The organism is Micrococcus sp. TCR-5, from assembly GCF_052220525.1.
Taxonomy (GTDB): Bacteria; Actinomycetota; Actinomycetes; order Actinomycetales; family Micrococcaceae; genus Micrococcus; species Micrococcus luteus.
In genome coordinates this window covers 1-22,889 of sequence record NZ_JBQPDO010000020.1, presented here as the reverse complement: position 1 = coordinate 22,889, position 22,889 = coordinate 1, and the positions used below count along the sequence as shown (strand labels likewise).

Genomic DNA, 22,889 nt, shown 5'->3' with positions numbered 1-22,889 from the left:
GGCCCGGGGCGGGCCCCCGGCAAGAGTGCTGTGGTGTCCCGCCGAGGGGGTGCCGTCGCCTCCACTTCCGGTGTCCGCGGCGGTTCCTAGACTGGGCGGCATGAACACCGAGCCGACCCCCTCGTCCGCCACCCCCGAGACCGAGTCCGCCGCCGCGCCGTCGTCGTCCGGGCTGCCGCAGGCCGCCCCGCAGGCGGCGTGGCCCGAGCGCGTGGAGACCGGCGAGCACCAGGTGTCCTACCGGGCCACCGTGGCCGCGCCGGCGCACGAGCTGTGGGCGATGCTCGCGGACCCGCACCGCCATCACGAGGCGGACGGGTCCGGGACCGTGCGGCCGAAGGTGAGCGGGCCGCACCGGCTGGCCGTGGGCGACCGGTTCCGCGTGGCCATGCGAAAGTACGGGGTGCCGTACACGATGACGCTGACCGCCACCGCCGTGGACGAGGACGAGCTCGTGGAGTGGGCCCACCCGGGCGGACACCGGTGGCGCTGGGCGTTCCGGGACAACGGGGACGGCACCACCGAGGTCACCGAGACCTTCGACTACTCGTGGGCCCGGCCGGCCGTGCGCCGTGCGTACGAGCTGCTGCGGGTGCCGGCGGACAACGGGAGGGGCATCCAGTCGAGCCTCACGCGGTTGGCCGGCCGTCACCTCTGAACCGACCCCGTCTCCGTCCGCACTTTCGTTCGGGAAACGGCGGCGTGTCGGGCACTTTCGTTCGGGAAACGGTCGGCCCTCGCGCCGTTTCTCGAACGAAAACGCGCCGGGGACCGCCGTTTCCCGAACGAAAACGGGGGGTGCGGGGGTCAGACGGCGGACCAGTGGGTCGCGGCCGGCGGCTGCGCCAGGTGCGGGGTGACGAGCGCACGCCACGCGAGGAACGCGTCGGACTCGCGGAAGGCCACGGTGTGGTCCTCGAGCGTGCGCCAGCCGATCAGCAGCCGGTAGCGCGCCGGGTCCTCCACCTGCCGGGACAGTGCGAAGGACGTCGCGCCCCCGTCCCGGAACAGCGGCTCGGCCTCGGCGACGGCGGCCTCGAACGCCGCCTCCGCCCCCGCGGCCACGTGCAGCTCCACCGACTCGATGACCGGACCGGCCGTCGTCGCGCCCTGCCCGGCGCTCACGCGTGCACCCGCGGGCTCGTGGAGTGGCCGGTGAACCAGGCTGCGAGCTGGCCGTCCGCCTCGATGCCGACCTCGATCATGCGGTCGCGACCGAACTCCACCGACTGGCGGGCGGTCGCCACGAGGTGCGCGCCGAGCCTGGCGGGCGCCACGTAGGTGATCTCGGCGCGCCGGGTGACGGGGGCGGCGCCGAAGGTCGCCACGCAGTACGCCAGCGCCGAGTCCGCGAGGTGGAACAGGAAGCCGCCGTGGCAGATCTCGTGGGAGTTCACCATGTCCGCGGTGACGTCGCGGTGCAGCACCACGCGGCCCTCGGCCACCTCGCCGAGGGTGACGCCGTGCTCGCGCACCGCGGGGTCGTTCGCGTAGATCTCCTCGAGGCGGGCGAGGATCTCGTCCCGGCTCTGGCCGGACGAGCTCTGGGGGGTCTCAGTCATGGGCCCATTGTGTCGCAGGTCGCGCCGCCCCGCGCCTAGGGTGGCGGCGTGACGCAGACCACCTCCACCCCCGCGCGCCTCCGCGCCCGCGACGGCTTCGTGCTCGCGGCCCGCCACTTCGCCCCCACGACGGCGCCCCAGGCCCGGCCCGCCGGCGCGGTGGTGATCGCCCCCGCGACCGGGGTGAAGGCCACGTACTACCGGCGCTACGCCGAGTTCCTCGCCGGCCACGGGTTCCACGCGGTCACGTTCGACTACCGGGGTGTCGGGGAGTCCCGCGAGCCGTTCGCCGTGGCGCGGCGGGCGCGGTGGGCGGACTGGGGCGCCCTCGACGCGGACGCCGTGCTCGGCTGGGCCCGGACGCGCCTGCCCGGCCCCCTCCTGACGGTGGGCCACAGCTTCGGCGGGTTCGGCATCGGGCTCGCGGACGAGGCGCGTCATGTGGCCCGGCACATGGCCGTGGGCGGTCAGCACGCCTACTGGCGGGACTACCGGGCGCGGCCGGGGAGGGCGCGGATGTGGGCGCGGTGGCACGTGGCGATGCCGGTGGTCACGCTGGCCCGCGGGCACTTCCCGGGGCGGCGGCTCGGCTGGCTCGAGGACCTGCCGCGCGGGGTCGCCCTGGACTGGGCGCGCAGCCGCCGCGACTTCACCGCGAGCGCCCGCACCGGCGCCGGCCGGGACGAGCTGCGCCGTCGTCTGGCCGCGTTCACGGCGGACGCGCTGATCGTGGCGCCTGTCGACGACGACTTCGGCACCGACGCCGCCCTCGACCGCGCGGACGCCTACTCGCCGGGCCGACGGACGGTGCGCTGGCGGGTGCGACCGGAGGAGCTCGGTGTCGCGGAGATCGGGCACTTCGGACTGTTCCACGCTCGGTTCGCGCCGACCTTCTGGCCGGCCACGCTGGAGTGGCTGCGCGACGGCGTCGCCCCGGCCGCGGCCCGCTGAGGCTCGCGCACCGGAAATGGCTGCGGCCCGTCCCGTCCCCGCGACGACGACGGCGGCCGCCCCGGCCCGGATCTCCGGGTGGGACGACCGCCGTCGCACTGGTGCGCGTGATGTGTCGATACTACCCCGCGCCCAGCCGACGCCCAGGCGACACGTCAGTCCTGCATCGCGTAGTCGATGACGACGCGGCCCTCGATCTTGCCGTGGCGCATCTCGTCGAACACGTCGTTGATCTCGGTGAGCGGGCGGGTGTGGAACGTCGGGTGGATCTTCCCGGCCGCGTAGAACTCGAGTGCCTCGACCATGTCCTGCCGGGTGCCCACGATCGAGCCGCGGATGGTCAGGCCCTTGAGGACGATGTCGAAGATCGGCGCGGGGAAGTCGCCCGGGGGCAGGCCGTTGAACACGATGGTGCCGCCGCGGCGGGTCATCGCGATGGCCTGGCCGAACGCCTGCGGGTGCACGGCCGTGACGAGCACGCCGTGGGCGCCGCCGATCTTCTCCTGGATCTCCACGGAGGGGTCCGCGACGTTCGCGTTCACGGTCAGCTCCGCGCCGTGCCGGGAGGCGAGCGCCAGCTTGTCGTCCGCGACGTCCACGGCCACCACGCGCATGCCCATCGCCACGGCGTACTGCACCGCGATGTGCCCCAGGCCGCCGATGCCGGAGATCACGACCCACTGCCCGGGCCGCACCTCGGTCTGCTTCAGCCCCTTGTACACCGTGACGCCGGCGCACAGGATCGGGCCGACCTCCATCGGGTCCGCGCCCTCGGGGATCAGGGGCGCGTAGCGGGCGTCCACGAGCATGTACTCGCCGAAGGATCCGTTCATGGAGTAGCCGCCGTTGATCTGCTCCTCGCACAGGGTCTCCCACCCGGTGTGGCAGTACTGGCAGTGGCCGCACGCGCCCCACAGCCACGCGTTGCCGACCATGTCCCCGACCTTGAGGTTCTCGACGTCGGGTCCGACCTCCTCGACGATGCCCACGCCCTCGTGGCCCGGGATGAACGGCGGGGTCGGCTTCACCGGCCAGTCGCCCTCCATCGCGTGCAGGTCCGTGTGGCAGACGCCCGAGGAGATGAGCTTCACGAGCGCTTGGTGCTGGCCGGGCGTCGGGCGCTCGACCTCCGTGACGTCGGCCTCTGTGCCGAACTGGGTGACGACGGCTGCCTTCATCGTGGTCATGGGGGATCACCTTTCGTGGAGTGGGGAGGGGGCGTGCAGTGCCGGCGTCGGCTCAGAAGAACCCGAGCTTGTCCTCGGAGTAGGAGACGAGCAGGTTCTTGGTCTGCTGGTAGTGGTCGAGCATCATCAGGTGGTTCTCACGGCCGATGCCGGAGGACTTGTACCCACCGAACGCGGCGTGGGCCGGGTAGGCGTGGTAGTTGTTCACCCACACGCGGCCGGCCTGGATCGCCCGGCCCGCGCGGTAGGCGGTGTTGCCGTTCCGGGACCACACGCCGGCGCCGAGACCGTAGAGCGTGTCGTTGGCGATCCGCATGGCGTCGTCGAAGTCGGTGAACGTGGTCGTCGAGACCACCGGCCCGAAGATCTCCTCCTGGAAGATGCGCATCGAGTTGTCCCCGCGGAAGATCGTGGGCTGCACGTAGTAGCCGCCGGCCAGCTCGCCCTCCATCTCGGCGCGAGCGCCGCCGATGAGCACCTCGGCGCCCTCCTGACGGCCGATGTCCAGGTAGGACGTGATCTTCTCGAGCTGGTCGTTGGAGGCCTGGGCGCCCATCATCACGTCCGTGTCGAGGGGGTTGCCGGTGACGATGCGCGAGGTCCGCTCCACGACGGCGTCGAGGAACTTCTCCGCGATCGACTCCTGCACAAGCGCACGCGACGGGCACGTGCAGACCTCGCCCTGGTTCAGCGCGAACAGGGTGAAGCCCTCCTGTGCCTTGTCCCAGTAGGCGTCGTCGTTCGCCATGACGTCCTCGAAGAACACGTTGGGCGACTTGCCGCCCAGCTCCAGGGTCACCGGGATGATGTTCTCCGAGGCGTACTGCATGATCAGCCGGCCCGTCGTCGTCTCGCCCGTGAACGCGATCTTGCGGATGCGCGGCGACTGCGCGAGCGGCTTGCCGGCCTCGAGGCCGAAGCCGTTGACCACGTTGACGACGCCGGGCGGCAGCAGGTCCGCGATCAGCTCGACGAACACCATGATCGAGGCCGGGGTCTGCTCGGCGGGCTTGATCACGACGGCGTTGCCCGCGGCCAGCGCGGGCGCCAGCTTCCACACCCCCATCAGCAGCGGGAAGTTCCAGGGGATGATCTGGCCGACCACGCCGAGCGGCTCGTGGAAGTGGTAGGCGACGGTGTCCTCGTCCACCTGGGACAGGCCGCCCTCCTGCGCGCGGATCGCGCCGGCGAAGTACCGGAAGTGGTCGATGGCCAGCGGGACGTCCGCGTTGAGGGTCTCCCGGACGGCCTTGCCGTTGTCCCACGTCTCCGCGACCGCCAGCATCTCGAGGTTCTCCTCCATGCGGTCCGCGATGCGGTGCAGCACGAGCGCCCGCTCGGCCGGCGAGGTGGCACCCCAGGCCGGGGCGGCCTTCCAGGCGGCGTCGAGGGCGGCGTCGATGTCCTCGGCCGTGCCGCGGGCGACCTCGCAGAACACCTTGCCCGTCACGGGCGTGACGTTCTCGAAGTACTGGCCCTTGACCGGGGGTGTCCACTCGCCGCCGATGAAGTGCTCGTAGCGGGGCTTGAACTCGACCTTGGCCCCCTCGGTGCCCGGGAATGCGTAGACGGTCATGGTGCTGGCTCCTTTGCCTGCGGTTGCCTCGGCGCCGGGTGACGCCCTGCCGTGGCTGTGACCCTAGTCACAAGGAGGTTGCACGAAGGTTGCAGCCGGGCGGGGGTGAGGGGCGGGCCGGGTCAGGCCAGGTCCCGCTCGATCCGCTCGAGCGTGGCCACGGCGAGCGCGCGCCGCGGCGAGTCCGTCGGCAGCAGACGCAGGGCGGCGCCCCAGAGCTCGACGTCGTCGCGGGCCTCGGGGCGGCCCAGGTAGGCCCAGAGCTGGTCGACATCCGCGTCCTGGGCGACGGCCTCGCGCAGCGCCTCCCCCAGCTCCGCGCGGATCGAGGCGACACCGGGGGACGTTGACCGCGGCAGCACCGGCCCGGCCGCCGCGTGCAGCGCACGGTCCAGATCCCCGGCGCGCAGCGCCTCCCGCGCGCACAGCAGGTCCGCGTGCACCTCCCCCACGAGCCGGTACGGCCGGGACAGCAGTGCCACCGGCGCCCCCACGTCCTGCAGCGCCCGGCGGAGACGGTGCACCTCGGCGCGCAGCGAGATGGCGCGGGCGGGGGCGGCGCCCGGCGCGGGCCGGGGACCGGCCGTCTCCTCCGGGTACAGCGCGACCTCGAGCTCGGCGCCGGTCAGGCCCGGGCCGTGCCACGCGAGGAGGGTGAGGATCTCGGCGTGCCGGCCGGTGAGCTCGACCCCGTCCAGCGTGGGCGGCAGGTGGCCGGTGACGCGCAGCAGGCCCGCGGCGGCGTCGTGGCGGTGCGGCGCAGCGGCGGGGCTCGGCTCCGGCGAGGCGGACGGCGGAGCCGAGGGGCCCAGCGTCGGGACGGTGCCGCGGGGACGGCCCCGGGACGGGGCGGGCAGATCCCGCCAGGCGGCATGCACGGCGTCCACGGTGGCCTGGAGCAGCGGCAGGGCGAGGTGGCTGACGGCATCCTCGCCGCCCGTGAGGTCCAGGACCCCGACGAGCCGTCCGGTGGCCGGGTCCGTGAGCGGGACGGCCGAACAGCTCCACGGGTGCACGCGCGGGCTCAGGTGCTCGCCACGGCTGACCTGCGTGGGGGCGCCGGTCGCGAGGACGATGCCGGGGGCGGAGGTGCCCATGGACGCCTCGGACCAGTCGGCGCCCGCCACGAAGCCCATGGTCTCGGCGTGGCGCACCGCGGTCCGGTCGCCCTCGACCCACAGCAGGTGGCCGCGCGCGTTGCCGATCGCGGCGAGCATCCCGGCCTCGGCCGCGGGGTGGATGAGCATGCGTCGGACCACCGGCAGGGCCACGGCGAGGCGCTGGTCTCGGCGGGCGGCGGCGAGGTCGTCGTCGGAGAGGGTGGCCGGGTCGGTCTGGCCGGGCACCACGGGGGTGAGGGCGCCGAGGGAGCGCAGCCAGGACTCGCGGACCTCCCGCCGCAGCCCCTGGAGGGCCGCGCGCAGGCCCTGGTCCGCGCCGGCCGGAGCGGTGGACGACGACGGCGCGAGCGACAGGCGGACCGCGGCGAGGGACTCGTGGGCCCGGTCCACGGCGCGTCGGTAGGCGCCGGTGGCGAGGGTCGAGCTCATCCCGAGCCTGCCATCAACCGCGAACGGATCAGGAACCGCTTGCCCTCGGGCGCCTCGACGGAGAAGCCGGAGCCGCGCCCGTCCACCACGTCCAGGGTGAGGTGGGTGTGCTTCCAGTACTCGAACTGGGCGGCGGACATCCAGAACGGGATCTCCACGGCGGCCTGGTCCCCCTCGGCCGGCAGCGCGAAGGTGCCCAGCAGGACGTCGGCGGCGCCGGTCGTGAAGTCGCCGGAGGGATAGCACATGGGCGCGGAGCCGTCGCAGCAGCCGCCGGACTGGTGGAACATGAGCGGGCCGTGGATCGGGAGGAGTCGGCGGATCAGCTCGAGCGCCGCGGGCGTCATGGCGACGCGGGACACGGTTTCGCCCGGCAGCTCGGGGCGAGCGTCGAGCGCATGCTCCGCCGACGAGGACGGCACGGTCATCGCGACCTCCTGGGGATGGGCGATCGTCGGTCCCCACACCCTAGCCTCGAACGTGATCCACGTCACCCCTGCTCGTGTCGTGGGGGGCGCGGCGGCCCGGGGGCTGTGCCGCGAGCCAGACGTTTCGGCTGCAATCAGGGGCTGATCACGACCGAAACGTCTGGCTCACGGCGCGGGGGTGGCGCGGAGGTGGGGAAAGCACGAGGGCTGGGGCGGCGGGCGGCTCACGCGGCCACGCCCGGCGTCCCCCTCGTACACTCGGCACATGCTCCCGGACCCCAGCCCCACCGTCACCGTGGACGGCCTCCTGCTGCGCCCGCTGCGCGCCGCGGACGAGATCGCGGCGCGCGAGGCGGACGCCGAGCTGCATCGGGAGGGGTTCGACTTCCTGATGGCCGGCACCCGCTCCTTCCCCGCGATCCGCCGCGCGTTCGCCGCCGAGGCGCGCGGCGACGTCGAACCCGGCCGCGTGCCCGCCTCCTTCTACGTGGGCGTGGACGAGGCGGGCCATCTGGTGGGCCGGGTGTCCGTGCGGTGGGAGCTGAACGAGGCGCTGCGGCACGTCAACGGGCACGTGGGCTACGCGGTGCGCCCCGCGTTCCGGCGGCGGGGGCACGCCGTGCGCCTGCTGCGCGGCGCGCTGACGCTGCTGGCCGCCCGCGGGGTACCCACCGCCCTGCTCACGTGCGACGAGACGAACGCCCCCTCCGTGGCCACGATCCGCGCGTGCGGGGGCGTGCTGCGGGACCGGGTCGAAGCAGACCTCGACGGTGCCCCCTTCCCCGAACCGACGCTGCGCTTCGACGTCCCCACGACGGCGGCCTGAGCGGAGGGACGGCGCGGACCGCGCCGCGCCGCCGGCCTCAGTAGGCCTTGACGCGCTGCTCCACGATCAGGTGGATGAGCGCGAACCGGCCCTCCTCCTGGACCGCCTTGAGCGCCGCGTCCACGGCCGCCGGCACGTCCGCGTCCCGCTCCACGCGCACCCCGAAGCCGCCGAACGCCTGGGCCATGGCGGCGAAGTCGGGGTTCTTCAGCTGGGTGCCGGAGACGCGCTCGGGGTACTCGCGCTCCTGATGGGTGCGGATGGTGCCGTACTCCTGGTTGTCCATGACGATCACGAGGGGCTTCGCGCCGTACTGCGCGGCGGTCGCCAGCTCCTGACCGTTCATGAGGAACTCGCCGTCGCCGGCGATGGTCACCACGGTGCGGTCCGGGAAGTTCAGGGACGCGGCCACGGCGCCCGGCACCGAGTAGCCCATGGAGCCGTTGCGGGCCGAGATCATGGCGCGGTAGCCCTCGGTCGGGAAGTACCGGTGCGCCCAGTTGGTGTGCTCGCCCGCGCCGAGGGAGATCATCGAGTCCTTCGGCAGCTTCGGCACCAGGTTGGCCATGAGGGTGGCCATCTTCGCCTGACCCTCGGACGGCTCGGCCGGGGGCAGGGCCGCGAACTTCTCCTGCTCGCCGCGCATGCGGGAGGTCCACTCCTCCCACTCCGGCTTGACCTCGAGCTCCATGCGGACGAGGTCGCGGATGAACACGTCCGGCTTGGCCACGATCTGGTGGGACACGGGGCCGGAGCGGCCGCGCAGGGACGGGTCGATGGTGACCAGGAAGTTCTTCTTGTCCCAGTTCTGGCGGATGGTGAAGCCGTTGGTCACGACGTCGCCCGGCACGGTGCCGACGAACACGATGAGGTCGGTCTCCTCGAGCATGTCGTAGGTCGGCTTCGGGCGACCGTAGCCGATCGGGCCCACGTAGGACGGCGAGGAGAACGGCACGGTGCCCTCGGTGCGCCACTCGGCGGCGGCGGGGATCTTGTGCTCCTCCAGCCACGTCGTCAGGGTCTGCGCACCCTCGTCCGTCCAGTCGTTGCCACCGGTGATGAACAGCGGCTTGCGGGACTCCTTGAGCGCGGCGTGCAGGGACTTCCAGTCCTCCACGGTCATGCCGCCCGGGGCCACGGGGATCTGCGGGTGCAGGTGCGCGTCGATCTCCTCACGGATCACGTCCTCCGGCAGGCCGACGACGACGGGCCCGGGCCGGCCCGAGCTCGCGGCGAACATGGCCTCGGCCACGATCTCGGAGGCGCGCTCCGGGTGGTCCAGGACCATCACGCGCTTCGCACCGGTGCCGAACCAGGCGTGCGGGTCGAACTCCTGGAAGGCCTCGCGGTCGCGGTGCTCGAACGGGATCAGGCCGACGAACAGCACGAGCGCCGTCGAGTCCTGCCACGCGGTGTGCAGGCCGACGTGGGCGTTCGCGGCGCCCGGGCCGCGCGTCACCATGGCGACGCCGGGGACCACGTTCATCTTGCCGTCGGCCTCGGCCATGTACGTGGCGCCGCCCTCGTGGCGGCACACCACGTTCTCGATGCCCGAGTCGTGCAGGCCGTCCAGGACGTCCAGGTAGGACTCGCCCGGCACGGAGTAGACGCGCTTCACGCCGTGGGACTCGAGGGTCTTGACGATGACGTGCCCGGCGGAGAGGCGACCGGTCGCCTGGGAGGTCTGGGACATGGAGGTCTCCTGTGCTGGTTCGGGGGCCCCTCCGGCCCCGTGGGTGCACCCCGCCGCGCAGACGGGGTCCGTGGGGGTCAGGCTACTGGACGGGACGGCGCCGGAGGCGACCCGATACGCGGCGTGAAGCCGGTGACGGGAGGGCGGGCCCGCCGTACGCTTTCCCCATGCTCTCCGCGCCGACGCTCTCCCGCCTCGCCTCCCTGGCCGCGTTCCTGAACACCGCCCCCGGCCTGCGGGGCGGTCAGCCGGCCGACGAGCGGTTCACCGCCGCCACGCAGCTGCCCTCCCTCGTCCCTGAGCTCCAGGAGGACGAGGTCCGCCTCCGCCTGGCCGCCGCCGCGGCCGTGCGCGGCCGCGAGCTCCGCGGCCGTCTGGCCGAGGTCTGGGCCCTCGCCGCCGGGGACGAGGCTGCCGCCGTGGAGCGCGTGAACGCCCTCCTCGCCGCGGCCGGCCCGCTGCGGCTGACGGCCGGGGGCGACGTCGTCGGGCTGGCCCCGGCGCAGGTCCCCGCCGACGCGGTGGAGCGGCTGGCCGCGATGGCCGCCCTCGCGCTGGCGGAGACCGCGATGGACGGCGAGCTGACCCGCCTGCGCGTGTGCGAGGGCGAGGACTGCGAGAACGCGCTCGTGGACGCCAGCCGGAACCGGTCCAAGCGGTTCTGCGACGAGGCCAACTGCGCCAACCGCACCCACGTGCGCTCCTACCGGGCACGCCTGGCCGAGGCGGCGGAGGCCACGCCCGCGACGGATCCGGCCGGGCCGGATGAGGCGGAGGCGCCGGAGGCCGTCGTGGACTCCGCGGCCCCCGCCGACGAGCCCCGCCAGGAGACCAAGAAGGAGAAGAAGGAGCGCAGGAAGGCGAAGAAGAAGGCCCGCAAGAAGGCGGAGAAGAAGGCCGGCAAGAAGAAGTCGGACAAGAAGAAGGACTGACCCGGCCCTGCCCGCCAGGTGACCCGGCGCTGAACATCGGGGGACGGGGCGGCCTCGTGGTTCCGTCGGCCGACCGGACACCTCTAGCCTGCGAGGCATGAGCGAGCACACCCCCGCCGCCCCCGCGCCCCTCGGACCCGCCCACCGCAAGGTCGGCGTCGTGGGGGCCGGCGGCGTCGGCACGGCGATCTGCTACGCGGCGCTGATCCGCGGCGTCGCCCGCGAGGTCGCCCTCTACGACATCGACGAGCCCAAGGTCCGCGCCGAGGTCCTCGACCTGGCCCACGGCACCCCGTTCACCTCCGCGTCCGCGATGAGCGGCGGCGCGGACCCGGACGTCCTGGCCGGCTGCGAGGTCGTGGTGATCACGGCCGGCGCCAAGCAGAAGCCGGGGCAGACCCGCCTCGACCTCGGCGCGCACAACGTGGAGATCCTGCGCGGCCTGCTGCCCCAGGTGCAGGCGCACGCGCCGGACGCGCTGATCGTGCTCGTCACCAATCCCGTGGACGTCCTCACGCTGGTGGCCCAGCGCCTCACCGGTCTGCCTGCCGGCCGGGTGATCGGCTCGGGCACCCTCCTGGACACGTCCCGCCTGCGGTGGCTGCTGGCGTCGCGGGCGCAGGTCCACGCGTCGTCGGTGCACGCGGCCATCCTCGGCGAGCACGGGGACTCGGAGTTCCCCGCGTGGAGCTCGGCGCGCATCGGCCCGACGCCCATCCTGGAGTGGCCGACGCCGGCCGACCCGCTGTTCGCCCGCGCCGACCTGGACGAGGTGGCGGACACCGTGGTGCACGCCGCGTACGAGGTGATCCAGGGCAAGGGCGCCACCACGTACGCGGTCGGCGTGGCCACGACCCGCCTGCTCGAGGCGATCCTGCGCGACCAGCACGCCATTCTGCCGGTCTCCACCGTGCTCGACGGCGTCCACGGGCTCTCGGACGTCGCCCTGTCCCTGCCGTCCGTGGTGGGGCGCGGCGGCGTGACCCGCGTGATCCAGACCGAGCTGGACGCCACGGAGATGCGGGCGCTGCACGCCTCGGCGGACGCGCTGCGGCGGGAGGCACGCAGCCTCGGGTTCTGAGGCGCCGGCCTCAGGCGCGCGGGGCGTCGCCTCCGGTGCCGCCCTGCTCGCGGCGCTCGGCGGCGGCCTGGGCGCGGCGCTCGGCGGCGGCCTTGCGGAACATCTCCTCGGAGGAGCGGTTCACGCCGGAGCCCTGGGAGAGGTGGTCCGGGTTCTCGCGCGCGGCGAGCTGCAGCATGGCCACCACCACGAGCGAGGTCATGAAGAAGACGCCGAAGGCGATCAGCGCGATGTCGACGCGCAGTGGATTCTGGGTGCCGCCGGAGGCCGTGATGCCGGCGATCACCCCGCCGATCAGGCCGAGCACGGCGGAGAAGACGAGCGGGCCCTTGACCGTGGTGCGCAGACCGCCGCGTGCCGGGCGGCCGGATCCGGCGCGATCGGCGGACGGGCGGGGGGACGGTGCGCTCACGGCGGGACTCCTGACGGCTGGGGGCGGCTGGGGCGACACGGCCCGCACAGGCGCTCGGGGCTGAGGCCTTCGGGGCGCGGCGGACCGGAGCCAGTCTACGCGTCCGGCCGGCGGGTGGCCCCTCGGGGCCCCGAGGTCCTCCCCCGGCGAACGTCCGCCCCGCGGGTCAGGACGGCGACGTCGACCCGGTTCAGAGGCCCCTGGCCGTGCCCCGGTCCCGGCGCACCTCGTGGTGGAAGCCGAGCCCGGAGACCATCAGGAGCACCCCGATCAGGATCGCCCCGCCGCCGGCGATGCCGAGCAGGGCGTGCGGGCCGAAGCCCTGCAGGGCCGCCACGACCACGCCGCCCCCGGAGAGCAGGCCCACGAGACCGGTCCACAGCTGGTCCCGCGCGGGGATGAACGCGCGGCGGTGGCGGGCCCACGCCACGAGCTCGGCGACGCCGCCGAGCACGAGGGCGGCGCCGGCCGCCACGCCCACCGCGGCCGGGGACCCCAGGAACAGCAGCACGATCACGCCGAGCATCCACGCGGCCGCCGCCAGGGACAGCGGGGAGCGCATGGCCACGGGCACCGGGTCGCGGCGCAGGTACTCCCACATCGCCGAGCCGGAAAATGCCAGATACAGCGCGAACATGACCTTCATCCACGTCAGGCCCGGCTCGGCGACGAACACGGTGGTCAGGCCGAACGCCAGCGCCACCACGGCGCGGATCAGGATCGGCTTGAACACCACGGACGAGATCTCGAGGGGGGTCTGCACGGTAGCCACCGCCCCAGTCTAGGAGCAGTGCGGCCGCGGCCCGGCCCGCGCGTCACCGCCCGGACGCGCTCACACGACGCCGAGCCGCATCCAGTCGTCGCGCCGGGCCCGCCAGCCGAGGGTGAGCGCCCGCATCCCCATGTAGACCCCTGCGAAGCCGAGCCAGAGCAGGCCCAGCTGCACGCCGGCGTCGGGCACGGCGGCGTTCGGTCCGGGCCAGGCCGCGGTCCAGCCGAATCCGCCCGTGGCGAGCTGCGCGAGCACCCAGAGCGCCGGCGCGTAGACCACGAGGTTCACGAGGCCGGCGAGGGCGAGGTAGCGGGCGTCGCCGGCGCCGATCAGCACGCCGTCCAGCACGAACACGTACCCGGCCACCGGCTGCCCGGCGGCCAGCACCCACAGGCCCACGGTGGCGGCGGCCTGCACGGTCGGGTCCGTGGTGAACAGCCCCGGCAGCACCGGTGCCGCCAGGGCCAGCACGGCCCCGGTCACGACGCCGAAGCCCAGCCCCCAGCGCACCATCGTCCGGGTGAGGCGACGGGCGGCGTCGGGCCGGGCGGCCCCGAGCTCGGCGCCGATCAGGGCCTGCGCGGCGATCGCGAGGGCGTCGAGGGCGAACGCCAGCGTGGAGAACAGCGTGAAGACGAGCTGGTGCGCGGCGAGGGTGAGGTCGCCCGCGCCGGCGGCGGCCATGACGGTGATGAGGATGGCCGCGCGCAGGCTCGCGGTGCGCAGCAGCAGCCACGAGCCCACCTGGGCGGTGGCCCGCATGCCCGACGCGCGGGGCGCCCACGCCGTGCCCGAGCGGCGGAAGCGCGGGGCCAGCACGAACAGGTACGTCACGAGCATCGCCCACTGCACCACGGACGTGCCGACGGCCGAGCCGGCCACGCCCCAGCCCAGCCCGTACACCAGGGCCACGTTCAGCCCGATGTTCGCGCCGAAGCCCACACCCGCCACCACGAGCGGCGTCACGGTGTCCTGGAGGCCGCGGAGCACCCCGGTGGCCGCGAGCACGGCCAGCAGGGCCGGCAGCCCCGGCATGGACCAGCGCAGGTAGGCGACGGCGTGGGCCTGCACCTCGCCCGTCGCGCCGAGGGCCGCCGTCAGCGCGGGGGCCGCGAGCCAGCCGAGGACGGCCAGCACCGCGCCGAGCAGCAGGCCCAGCCAGATGCCGTCGCGGCCGCGGTCCATCGCGGCGGCCGGGTTCCCCGCCCCGATCAGCCGGGCCACCGCCGGGGTGGTGGCGTAGGCCAGGAAGATCATGAGGCCGGTGAGCGTGTGCAGGATGGTGGTGCCGATCCCGACGCCGGCCAGCTGGGCCGTGCCCAGGTGCCCGATGATCGCGGTGTCGGCCAGCAGGAACAGCGGCTCCGCGATGAGCGCGCCGAACGCGGGGACCGCGAGCGCGAGGATGCGCCGCGTGAGGGCGCGCGCGTCCTGCGGGGCGGGCGCCGCCGTCGAGCCGGAGGGTCCTGCCATCTCAGCCCAGCAGGGCCAGCAGCGGGGCCAGCGCCGTGGTCGGGGCAGTGGGGCCGGGCAGCGTGTCCGGCAGCAGGGGGGCCACGAGGTAGAGCATCGCGATGGCGATGCCGTTGTTCACCATGTGCAGCAGCACCGCGTACCCGAACGAGCGGCCCATCAGGATGTAGGACACCGTGATCGCCACCGCGAGGGTCAGGTACGGGACGGTCTCCACGAGCCGGAAGTCGCCGCCGGTGCCGAGGAAGTGCAGGAGTGTGAACGCGAGCACGGAGACCACGGCGCACACCCACACGTTGATCCAGCGGGAGAGCTTGCCGATCAGCAGGTGGCGGAACAGGTACTCCTCCACGAGCGGGGCGGCCACCACGGCCATGAGGATCATGAGCACGGGCGGGGCCTGCGTGGTCATCTCCTCGAGCGCGGCCTGGTTGGCGCTGGTCTGCGCCTCCCCGATGAGGCTCAGCACGATCACGTTCACGACGATGCACGCCAGCCACGTGGCGGGCAGCAGCAACAGCTTCCACCACGTGCCCGTGCGGAACACCCGCAGCGACGTCACGAGGGGTCGCCAGGCCACGGCCAGCACGAGCACCACGAGGATCGCGTAGCTGACGATGTTCACCGTGAACCCGTCGCGGACCAGGTCGAACGCCTCGAGGTCACCGGGGACCAGGCCGAGCGACACCGCCAGCCACAGCCCCAGCCCGAGCACCATGAGCGCCACGTACACGAGCACCACGACGGCGTCGCCCCAGTGGAACCGACCCGGGGTCCAGTCCGGCGCGGGGCGGGCCGCGGGCCGGCGGCCGGGCCAGCCGGCGGGGGCGCCACCGGGGGCGCCGGGGTGCCCATCCAGGCTCGGGGCGACGGCGGCGCGGCGGGCGGACGGCCGGCCCGACGGCGGCCAGCCGGCGGGCGGACCGGCCGGCGGGCCGGAGGGAGGAACGCTCATGGCGGCCACGCTACCAACGGGGGCGGACGCGCCAGGCCGCGGGCGCCGTCGTCGGGGGCGGCTCCGTGGCCCACGCCACGCCCGCGCGCCCGCGACACGCGCGCGGTGGCGGTGGGCCGAACGCCTCGTCTACGGTGCTCCCCATGGCCTTGTTCTCCCAGCCGGTGTTCATCAACCTCCCGACGACGGACACCGAGCGGATCCGTGAGTTCTGGACGACCCTGGGCGCCACCGCGATGGACGACTACTCGGACGAGCACTCGGTGTGCATCGAGCTCACCGAGTCGACGTACGCGATGTACCTCAGCCCCGGCTACTACACCGACTTCATCGGCAACCGTGAGATCGCCGACTGCCTCACCACCAACTCCGCCCTCATGGCGCTGACCGTCGGCGACGCCGCGGCGGTGGACGCCCTGGCGGACCGGGCGATCGAGCTCGGCGCCGCCGAGGTGCCCCTGCCCGAGGACCTGCGCGAGGAGATGGCCGACTCCGGCATGCACTCCCGCGAGATCGTCGACCCGGACGGGCACCAGTGGGAGTTCGTCACCGCCTGAGCCCGCCGGCTCAGGCGCCGAGTCGCCCGGTGAGGCGCGCGTGCATCGCCGCGGAGGCCTCGTTCAGCCCCGTCACCTCGGCGTGGATCCCGTGCCGGGCGTACTTGGTCAGCACCGAGTCGAGCGCGGCCACAGTGGAGGCGTCCCACACGTGCGCGGCACTCATGTCGATCACGACGCGCGGCGGGTCGAGGGCGTACTCGAACTGCGAGTAGAGGTCGTTCGAGGACGCGAAGAACAGGGCGCCGTGCACGCGATACGTGACGGCGTCGCCGTCGTCGTGGACCTCGCGGACCACCGTGACCAGACGCGAGACGCGCTGAGCGAAGAGCACCAGCGCAGCGAGCACGCCCACACCCACGCCGATCGCGAGGTTGTGAGTGAGCACCGTGGCCGCCACGGTCACGACCATGACGGCGGTCTCCGAGCGCGGCATCGCGCGCAGGGTGGCGGGGCGCACCGAATGCCAATCGAAGGTGGCGGCGGCCACGAACATCATCACGCCCACGAGCGCGGCCATGGGGATCTGCGCCACGAACTCGCCGAGGGCCACCACGAGCACCAGCAGGAACACGCCCGCGAGGAACGTGGAGATCCGGGTGCGGGCGCCGTTCGCCTTGACGTTCATCATGGTCTGCCCCACCACTGCACAGCCGCCCATCCCGCCGAACAACCCGGAGACCACGTTCGCGACACCCTGCCCCCAGGACTCGCGCGTCTTGTCCGAGCGGGTGTCCGTGATGTCGTCCACCAGCTTCGCGGTGAGCAGGGACTCGAGCAACCCCACGAACGCCATGCCGATGCTGAACGGCAGGATCAGCCACAGCGTCTCCCACGTCAGCGGGACGTCCGGCAGGCCGAGCACGGGCAACGCGTCCGGCAGCGCGCCCCGGTCCCCCACGCGCGGCACGGTCAGACCGGCGGCCATCACCAGGGAGGTGACCACGACCACGGCCACCAGGGTCGCCGGCACCGCCGTGGTGAGCCGCGGCAGCAGCACCACGATCACCAGGGCGAGCGCCGTGAGCGGGTACACGAGCCACGGGACGCCGATCAGCTCGGGCAGCTGCGAGGTGAACACGAGGATGGCCAGCGCGTTGACGAACCCCACCATCACCGACCGCGGGACGAACCGCATGAGCCGGGCCACACCGAACACGCCGAGCAGGATCTGGATGACGCCGCCGAGGATGATCGCGGCAAGCAGGTGCCCCACCCCGTACGCGTGGGACAGCGGTGCGACGACCAGCGCCACCGCCCCCGTGGCCGCGGAGATCATGGCGGGCCGGCCGCCCACGATCGCCGTGGTCACCGCCATGGTGAAGGACGCGAACAGCCCGACGCGCGGATCCACGCCCGCGATGATCGAGAACGCGATGGCCTCCGGGATCAGCGCGAGCGCCACCACGACGGCGGCCAGCACCTCCGTGCCCAGCCATCGCGGGGTGCGCAGGGTGCGCAGCACCGACTGCCGCTCGCGGGGCGTGGCGGGCGACGACATCGGGACGGCGGCGAATGCGGGCATGCCCTCGAGGGTAGCGGCGGCCCCGGACGCAACAGGTGCGGGCGGCGGCGGGTGTGGCCGCGTTCACGACGTCGTCACCCGCCCCTCCCCTGGCCGTCACCGGCGAGCGGGTCGGCAGCTACCGCCCCCTCCTAGGGTGACCGCGCCGGCGCTCGCCGGCGCACCGCCCCGGCTGGCCTCCCCAGGCCAGGCCACCGTCCCCCAGGAGCCACCATGCGCCCGTCATCGTCCCGCGCCCTCGCCCTGCTCGCCGCCGCCGCCGCGAGCCTGACCGCCCTCACCGCCGCCCCGGCCCAGGCCGCACCGGCCGCGTCCACCGGAGCGCCGTCGTCGTCCTCGAAGCACGCCTTCGAGTTCGGCGTAATCGGAGACGTCCCCTACGGCCAAGCCCAGGTGGAGCGCTTCCCGGACATGATCGACGAGCTGTCCGCGCAGGCCGGGGAGCTCGAGTTCCTTGCACACGTCGGCGACATCAAGGCCGGCTCCGCCGAGTGCTCCGACGCGTACTTCTGGATGATCCGCGGCGAGTTCGACCGCCTGGCACTGCCGCTCGTGCTCACCCCCGGAGACAACGATTGGACCGACTGCCACCGGAAGAACAACGGCTCCTACGACCCGCTCGAGCGCTTGGACACCTTCCGCGACGTCTTCTACCCGCACGCCGACCGCACCCTCGGCGACACCTCCATGCGCCTCGATGCCCAGGACGAGATCGGCCTGCCGGAGAACGCCCGCTGGCGCGAGCAGCGCGTGGAGTTCGGCGTGGTGAACGTGCAGGGCTCGCAGAACTCGACGCTGCCGTGGTCCGGCCTCGGCCTGACGGAGCAGACCCCGGAACAGCGCGCCGAGGTGGCCCACCGCGACGCCGCCAACCACGCCCTGATCCGCGACCTCTTCACCGACGCCGAGCGCACCAACGCCCGCGGCGTGGTGCTGATGCTCCAGGCCGACATGTTCGAGCCACGCCTGGCCGAGGGCGGCGTGATCTCGCCGGAGGACGCGGCGGCGTCGCAGGCGTTCACCAAGACCGTGCGGTTGATCGCCGACCTCTCCCGCGAGTTCGGCAAGCCGGTGTACCTGATCAACGGCGACTCCCACCGCTACACCGCCGACGCACCCCTCGCCGCCGGCTCCCCGTGGCTGGACGTGTACGGTGTGGCCCCGGTGGCCAACCTGCAGCGCGTGACCGTGGAGGGCGACGCCACCTCGAACGAGTGGACCCGCTTCACCGTGGCGCCGAACTCCGCGGGCAAGGGCAAGAACGCCCAGCAGCCGCTGCTGACCTGGGAGCGCGTGCCCTACACCTTCTGATCCGGCGGCACGCGCACTGCGGCGGCCGACGCGCGGCGGGCGACGCGCGGGAATCGAGGCGGGCGAGAACGCGGCCGGCGGGCGGAAGGGGTCAGGCGGTGCGCATCACCCGCACCGGGTCCCGGAAGGCCGCGAAGGCCGCCGGGAGCAGGCTGGCCACCACGGCGGTGAGCACGGCCAGCACGGCCGCGCCCACCACGAAGGCCGATCCCAGAGCGCTCCCCTGGGCCAGGACCAGGCCGTGGCCGGCCCCCGCGCCCACCGCCGCCCCGAGCATCGCCGGGGCGGCGGTGCGGGCCGCCACGAGCAGCACGAGGTCCGCGCGGCCGATGCCCAGGGTGCGGCGGCGGCCGAGGTCACGGCGACGGATGAGCACGTCGGCGAGCACCACGATCGCCACGAAGAAGGCGCCCGCCCCGAGGATGAGCAGCAGCAGGGACCGGCCGAGCCCGGCCAGCTCCCCGGTGATCGTCTCGTTGCCGGCGGCCAGCGCCCGCGCGGGCTGCACCTGCGAGGAGCGCGGGTCGGGGTCGATCACGGCGAGCGCGGCCTCCTGCATGGCGCGGGTGCCGGCGGTGTCGGCGGCGAGGACGCGGACCTGCTGCATCACGAGGGCGTCCGGGGCGGCGGGGACGGTGAGGGCGTAGCCGTCGAGGTCCTGGAAGGGGTCCTGGGCCTGGAACGCCCCGACGACGGCCCACTGGCGGCCGTCCGTGGCCTCGATCGCTCCGGAGGGCTGGGCGAGGCCGAGCTCGGCGAGCTTGGCCTCGGGGACCACCACCTCGCCGGGGGCGGGCAGGCGGCCGCGGGTCAGCTCGATGCCACGGTCCAGGGTGCCGACCACGTTCGTCACGGCCACGCGGGCGCCGCCCCGGCCGATCCCGGTGTTCACGGCGTCCATGGGCGAGTCCCGGGCGAGGGCGGCCTCGGCGGTGTCGAGTCCGGCGAGGGTGGCCGCGGTGGCGCCGGTGAGGAAACCGGTGCCGCCGGTGTCGGTGACGGTGAGCACGCGGGCGCCGGGGCCGGAGAGCTCTGCGGCGACGGCCGCCTCGGTGGCGGCCTGCCTGCCCACGGTGGCCACGGCGGCGAAGCACATGGCGGCCACCACGAGCAGCACGAGGGCGGAGGGCACGGGAGAGGTGCGTGCGGCGGTGACGGCTTCACGCAGCAGGGTGCGCAGGTTCATGGGCGGTCCTCCCGGTTCACAGCCGCACCACCTCGTCGGCGCGGGCGACGACGGCGGGGTCGTGGGTGGCGACCACCACGGTGCGCCCCTCGGCGGCGGCATCGGCGAGGGCGTCCATGACGAGGCCGGCGTTGTCCGGGTCGAGGTTGCCCGTGGGCTCGTCCGCGAGGACGACGACGGGCGCGTTCACGAGGGCGCGGCACACGGCCACCCGCTGCGCCTGCCCGCCGGAGACCTGCCCGGGCCGGTGGTCGGCGCGGTGGGCGAGGCCGAAGCGCTCGAGCAGCGCCCGTGCCCGGTCCTCGAGCGTCTGGCGCTCCAACCCGGCGTAGAGGCCGGGCTCCACCACGGAGTCCAGGATGGGGCGGGACGGGTCCAGCTCCGAGTCCTGGAACACGAATCCCACGGAGGTGGCGCGCAGGCGGGAGCGCTCCCGGTCCGGGCGGGTGGAGGCGTCGACGTCGCCGAGGCGCACCACTCCGGAGGTGGGCGTGAGCATGAGCCCGAGCACGTACAGGAGGGTGGACTTGCCGCGCCCGGAGGGTCCGGTGAGGGCGGTGACGGCGCCCGGCGTGAACGCGTGGGTGAGGCCGTCGAACAGCTCCTCGGCGGCGCGGGTGTAGGCGAAGCGCAGGTCCTCGACGGCGAGGGCGGCGGGGACGACGGGGGCGGCGGGCGTGCCCGGGGTGGCGGGCCCCGTCATCGGGTGCCGTTCAGCACGCGCACCTGCTCGCCGGCGTCCACGCCGTCCACGACGGCGAGGCCGTCGGCGGAGCCGAGGACGGTGACGGTGCGGTCCTCCGCGGCGCCGTCCCGGACCACCGTGACCGTCGCGGCGCCGTCTGGCTGGGTGCGCAGGGCGGACACGGGGACCACGGGCCCGGAGACGGGCGGGACCACGCTGACCTGGGAGAGCAGGGAGGTGGTGGCGTCGGCGGGCAGGGTGTCGCAGTCCTCGCCGCAGACCACGCCGCCGTCCGGGGCGGTGAGGGTGATGCGGATCAGGCCCTGCTCGTCGGAGGTGGACTCGCCGGCGACGGCCTTCCATTCGTGTTCGCCGTGGGGCACGGTGACCTGGGTGCCGGCCGGGATGAGGGCGGCCTGCTCCTGGTTGACCTCGAGGGCGAAGTCCGGTTGGTCGCCGGGGCGGGCCACCACGTTCTCGCCGCCGGCGAGGGTGGTGCCGACGGCGGTGGTCTTCGCGTCCACGCTGAGGGGCGCGGGGAGGGCGTCGAGGACCACGAGCTGGCCGAGCTCCACGGTGTCCGCGGCGGGGTAGCCGCGTTCGGTGAGCCAGTCGTCCCAGGCGTCCGCGGTGGCCTCGTCCCACGTGCCGGTGGCCTCCGCCTTCGCGCCGGTGGCGGCAAGCATGCGCTGGAACGCGGCGACGTCGTCGCCGGAAGTGCCCTCCCCGAGAGGGCGCCACTGGGGAAGCTCGCCCTGGAGGACGAGCACGGGCTTCTGGGCGACGGCGTACAGCACCTCCCCGGCAGCCACCTCGCCGGACTCTCCGGCCCGGGTGACGACGCCGGTCAGCGCGTTCACCGCCGCCGGCGTCTGCTCGCGCGACACGGAGACGCCGAGGGTGATGACGCGGCCGAGCTCCTGCTCGGCGACGGTGACGAGGGCGCTCGCGGCCGGACGCTGCTCGGCCTGAGCCGGAGGGGTGAGCGTGACCCGGCCGGCCCAGAAGGCGAGCGCGGCGACGGCCACGAGCGCAAGGACGAGGGCGGCCCAGCGGGCGGGGCGATTCATCCGGATGACCCCCAGAAGACATCCTGCGGCGGAAGCTCCGGGCATGTCTGCGCGACCTCGGCCTGGCGTTCTGCCGACACGCCCCTCATGCTGTCCTCGAAGGGCCACCACTGGTGGCGGCCTGGAGTGTAGAACGCGGAGACGAATGCCTCTTTGGAGGGGCGCGCGGAGGTGTCGACCGTGTAGCCGTAGGCCTCGAGACACGGGATGAGGTATTGGTCCCAGTAGTCATAGACGAGGCGGAGCTGCGGATCGGTCCAGTCCTGGGTGTAGCTCGGATCCACCGGGTGCTGTGCGTAGCAGGTCACGTAGGCCGCCTCGAAAGCAGACCTCTGGGACTCAGGTGGGGTGTCGATCTGAATTCCCCCGGTCGGACCGACCGAGTTCGGCCACCCGGCCTCGGCCAGGCATGTGGACACCATGCGGTCCGACTCGAGGGACGTGGCGTACCACCCGGAGCGCTCCACCTGAGGCGGCGCGGGCATTCCCGCCCCCTGAGCGTGCCGCGCGACTTGCTCACGGTAGGCGCGCTCCTTCTCCGCCTCCGTCGTCAGGAGGGGTTCGATCCTCTCGGTGGGAACCCACTGCGAGGCGTCCCAGGTCTTCTCGGCCGTCGCGGTGGGGGGAGCGGCGACCGTGGATGAACCGCCGAGGCCCGCAGACTCCCGACCGACGCAACCGGTGAGGGTCAGGGCGACGGCCGCCACCAGGGCGGCCGTCGCAGGAATGCGTAATGAAGTCATCGGTGCCGGCGAGTCAGTACGGGTAGTAGCAGTAGCCGTAGGTGCCCGACAGGAGGAGTCCTGCGCTGCAGTCCTGCCGACCGGAGTCCGTCAGCGCCTGCGCTGGCACCGCACCGGAGACGGCCAACGGTCCAGCGACGGCCACGCCGGCACCGACCTTAGAAATCCGCTGCTTCATACCCATGTCGCTCCTCCTTATGGTTCACGCTCAGTCGTGATCTACGTCGCACTCTATGAAGGTGCTCACCCTGTGTCCAGAGAATTCTCGGTCGGTCCACAGACGTGCCCCACCAGGGAGTCAAGAGGGTCCTGCGCGTGACGGATGCGCAATCTCAGGGGACGAATGAGCGCGGCCACACCGGCAGGGGTGGCCCGACGATCGGGTTTCGATACTCCCGTCACCGCCGCGCGCCC

The 22,889-nt window shown here is 73.7% G+C and carries 24 protein-coding genes; 7 read left to right on the top strand and 17 right to left on the bottom strand.

The window, feature by feature from the left end; genetic code table 11:
• The first annotated feature begins 100 nt into the window (after positions 1 to 100).
• On the top strand, positions 101 to 658 hold the full coding sequence (locus ACTSKS_RS10300) for an SRPBCC family protein (RefSeq protein WP_069942043.1): 558 nt from the start codon (positions 101 to 103) through the stop codon (positions 656 to 658).
• Between the two features lie 149 nt (positions 659 to 807).
• Here the strand turns inward: ACTSKS_RS10300 and ACTSKS_RS10295 are convergent, their stop codons facing one another.
• Entirely contained in the window at positions 808 to 1,125 is a 318-nt protein-coding gene (locus ACTSKS_RS10295; RefSeq protein ID WP_095347676.1) for a putative quinol monooxygenase, read from the bottom strand.
• The gene (locus ACTSKS_RS10290) at positions 1,122 to 1,562 is read right to left on the bottom strand and encodes a hotdog fold thioesterase (protein ID WP_036316750.1); all 441 of its coding nucleotides are present in this window, start codon (positions 1,560 to 1,562) and stop codon (positions 1,122 to 1,124) included. The genes ACTSKS_RS10295 and ACTSKS_RS10290 overlap by 4 nt, the downstream gene beginning before the upstream one ends.
• Positions 1,563 to 1,610: 48 nt before the next feature.
• Here ACTSKS_RS10290 and ACTSKS_RS10285 point away from each other — a divergent pair, with 48 nt between their 5' ends.
• Complete coding sequence (locus ACTSKS_RS10285) at positions 1,611 to 2,513, top strand: alpha/beta hydrolase family protein (RefSeq protein WP_442927532.1); 903 nt, start codon at positions 1,611 to 1,613, stop codon at positions 2,511 to 2,513.
• 155 nt (positions 2,514 to 2,668) lie between these two features.
• Here ACTSKS_RS10285 and adhP read toward each other — a convergent pair whose 3' ends face one another.
• The 4 genes from adhP to ACTSKS_RS10265 form a co-directional block, all read right to left on the bottom strand.
• A complete protein-coding gene (adhP, locus tag ACTSKS_RS10280; protein WP_144824547.1) occupies positions 2,669 to 3,700 on the bottom strand; it encodes an alcohol dehydrogenase AdhP in 1,032 nt (343 codons plus the stop codon).
• A gap of 52 nt (positions 3,701 to 3,752) precedes the next feature.
• Entirely contained in the window at positions 3,753 to 5,276 is a 1,524-nt protein-coding gene (exaC, locus tag ACTSKS_RS10275; RefSeq protein ID WP_063189312.1) for an acetaldehyde dehydrogenase ExaC, read from the bottom strand.
• A gap of 122 nt (positions 5,277 to 5,398) precedes the next feature.
• Positions 5,399 to 6,826, bottom strand: a complete 1,428-nt coding sequence (locus tag ACTSKS_RS10270; protein WP_442927531.1) for a GAF domain-containing protein — start codon at positions 6,824 to 6,826, stop codon at positions 5,399 to 5,401.
• The gene (locus tag ACTSKS_RS10265) at positions 6,823 to 7,254 is read right to left on the bottom strand and encodes a DUF779 domain-containing protein (RefSeq protein WP_442927530.1); all 432 of its coding nucleotides are present in this window, start codon (positions 7,252 to 7,254) and stop codon (positions 6,823 to 6,825) included. Before ACTSKS_RS10265 ends, ACTSKS_RS10270 begins: the two co-directional genes overlap by 4 nt.
• 265 nt (positions 7,255 to 7,519) lie before the next feature.
• On the opposite strand from ACTSKS_RS10265, the gene ACTSKS_RS10260 reads away from it, so the two are divergent.
• Positions 7,520 to 8,080 carry a GNAT family N-acetyltransferase gene (locus tag ACTSKS_RS10260; RefSeq protein WP_442927529.1) on the top strand — a complete coding sequence of 187 codons (561 nt, stop codon included), beginning with the start codon at positions 7,520 to 7,522 and terminating at the stop codon, positions 8,078 to 8,080.
• Between the two features lie 37 nt (positions 8,081 to 8,117).
• Here ACTSKS_RS10260 and ACTSKS_RS10255 read toward each other — a convergent pair whose 3' ends face one another.
• A complete protein-coding gene (locus tag ACTSKS_RS10255; protein ID WP_442927528.1) occupies positions 8,118 to 9,773 on the bottom strand; it encodes a thiamine pyrophosphate-dependent enzyme in 1,656 nt (551 codons plus the stop codon).
• Between the two features lie 167 nt (positions 9,774 to 9,940).
• Here ACTSKS_RS10255 and ACTSKS_RS10250 point away from each other — a divergent pair, with 167 nt between their 5' ends.
• Positions 9,941 to 10,705: a CGNR zinc finger domain-containing protein gene (locus ACTSKS_RS10250; protein ID WP_442927527.1), complete on the top strand. Its 765-nt coding sequence runs from the start codon at positions 9,941 to 9,943 to the stop codon at positions 10,703 to 10,705.
• Positions 10,706 to 10,802: 97 nt separating this feature from the next.
• The gene (locus ACTSKS_RS10245) at positions 10,803 to 11,786 is read left to right on the top strand and encodes an L-lactate dehydrogenase (protein ID WP_442927526.1); all 984 of its coding nucleotides are present in this window, start codon (positions 10,803 to 10,805) and stop codon (positions 11,784 to 11,786) included.
• A 10-nt stretch (positions 11,787 to 11,796) separates the two neighbouring features.
• On the opposite strand, the gene ACTSKS_RS10240 is transcribed toward ACTSKS_RS10245, so the two are convergent.
• From ACTSKS_RS10240 to ACTSKS_RS10225, 4 genes are all read right to left on the bottom strand, one after another.
• Entirely contained in the window at positions 11,797 to 12,198 is a 402-nt protein-coding gene (locus ACTSKS_RS10240; protein ID WP_020621732.1) for a hypothetical protein, read from the bottom strand.
• Positions 12,199 to 12,388: 190 nt separating this feature from the next.
• On the bottom strand, positions 12,389 to 12,970 hold the full coding sequence (locus ACTSKS_RS10235; protein ID WP_036334843.1) for a hypothetical protein: 582 nt from the start codon (positions 12,968 to 12,970) through the stop codon (positions 12,389 to 12,391).
• Between the two features lie 60 nt (positions 12,971 to 13,030).
• Positions 13,031 to 14,443 carry an MATE family efflux transporter gene (locus ACTSKS_RS10230; RefSeq protein ID WP_435035836.1) on the bottom strand — a complete coding sequence of 471 codons (1,413 nt, stop codon included), beginning with the start codon at positions 14,441 to 14,443 and terminating at the stop codon, positions 13,031 to 13,033.
• Between the two features lies 1 nt (position 14,444).
• Positions 14,445 to 15,398 (bottom strand): lysostaphin resistance A-like protein, encoded by a 954-nt coding sequence (locus ACTSKS_RS10225; protein ID WP_439883907.1) that lies wholly within the window; start codon positions 15,396 to 15,398, stop codon positions 14,445 to 14,447.
• Positions 15,399 to 15,541: 143 nt separating this feature from the next.
• Between ACTSKS_RS10225 and ACTSKS_RS10220 the strand changes: the two genes are divergently transcribed.
• Positions 15,542 to 15,955 (top strand): VOC family protein, encoded by a 414-nt coding sequence (locus ACTSKS_RS10220; protein ID WP_020621736.1) that lies wholly within the window; start codon positions 15,542 to 15,544, stop codon positions 15,953 to 15,955.
• A gap of 10 nt (positions 15,956 to 15,965) precedes the next feature.
• Here the strand turns inward: ACTSKS_RS10220 and ACTSKS_RS10215 are convergent, their stop codons facing one another.
• Positions 15,966 to 17,480: a SulP family inorganic anion transporter gene (locus ACTSKS_RS10215; RefSeq protein ID WP_439883906.1), complete on the bottom strand. Its 1,515-nt coding sequence runs from the start codon at positions 17,478 to 17,480 to the stop codon at positions 15,966 to 15,968.
• 213 nt (positions 17,481 to 17,693) lie between these two features.
• On the opposite strand from ACTSKS_RS10215, the gene ACTSKS_RS10210 reads away from it, so the two are divergent.
• Complete coding sequence (locus ACTSKS_RS10210; protein WP_044659297.1) at positions 17,694 to 18,791, top strand: hypothetical protein; 1,098 nt, start codon at positions 17,694 to 17,696, stop codon at positions 18,789 to 18,791.
• A 91-nt stretch (positions 18,792 to 18,882) separates the two neighbouring features.
• Here the strand turns inward: ACTSKS_RS10210 and ACTSKS_RS10205 are convergent, their stop codons facing one another.
• From ACTSKS_RS10205 to ACTSKS_RS10185, 5 genes are read right to left on the bottom strand one after another with little or no spacing between them, the layout of a single operon-like run.
• Positions 18,883 to 19,977: a permease gene (locus ACTSKS_RS10205; protein ID WP_044659298.1), complete on the bottom strand. Its 1,095-nt coding sequence runs from the start codon at positions 19,975 to 19,977 to the stop codon at positions 18,883 to 18,885.
• A 16-nt stretch (positions 19,978 to 19,993) separates the two neighbouring features.
• Positions 19,994 to 20,680: an ABC transporter ATP-binding protein gene (locus ACTSKS_RS10200; RefSeq protein WP_020621739.1), complete on the bottom strand. Its 687-nt coding sequence runs from the start codon at positions 20,678 to 20,680 to the stop codon at positions 19,994 to 19,996.
• Entirely contained in the window at positions 20,677 to 21,732 is a 1,056-nt protein-coding gene (locus tag ACTSKS_RS10195) for a hypothetical protein (protein WP_044659299.1), read from the bottom strand. Before ACTSKS_RS10195 ends, ACTSKS_RS10200 begins: the two co-directional genes overlap by 4 nt.
• The gene (locus tag ACTSKS_RS10190; protein ID WP_231866290.1) at positions 21,729 to 22,475 is read right to left on the bottom strand and encodes a hypothetical protein; all 747 of its coding nucleotides are present in this window, start codon (positions 22,473 to 22,475) and stop codon (positions 21,729 to 21,731) included. The genes ACTSKS_RS10195 and ACTSKS_RS10190 overlap by 4 nt, the downstream gene beginning before the upstream one ends.
• 13 nt (positions 22,476 to 22,488) lie before the next feature.
• Entirely contained in the window at positions 22,489 to 22,659 is a 171-nt protein-coding gene (locus ACTSKS_RS10185; protein ID WP_020621742.1) for a hypothetical protein, read from the bottom strand.
• Positions 22,660 to 22,889 lie beyond the last annotated feature (230 nt).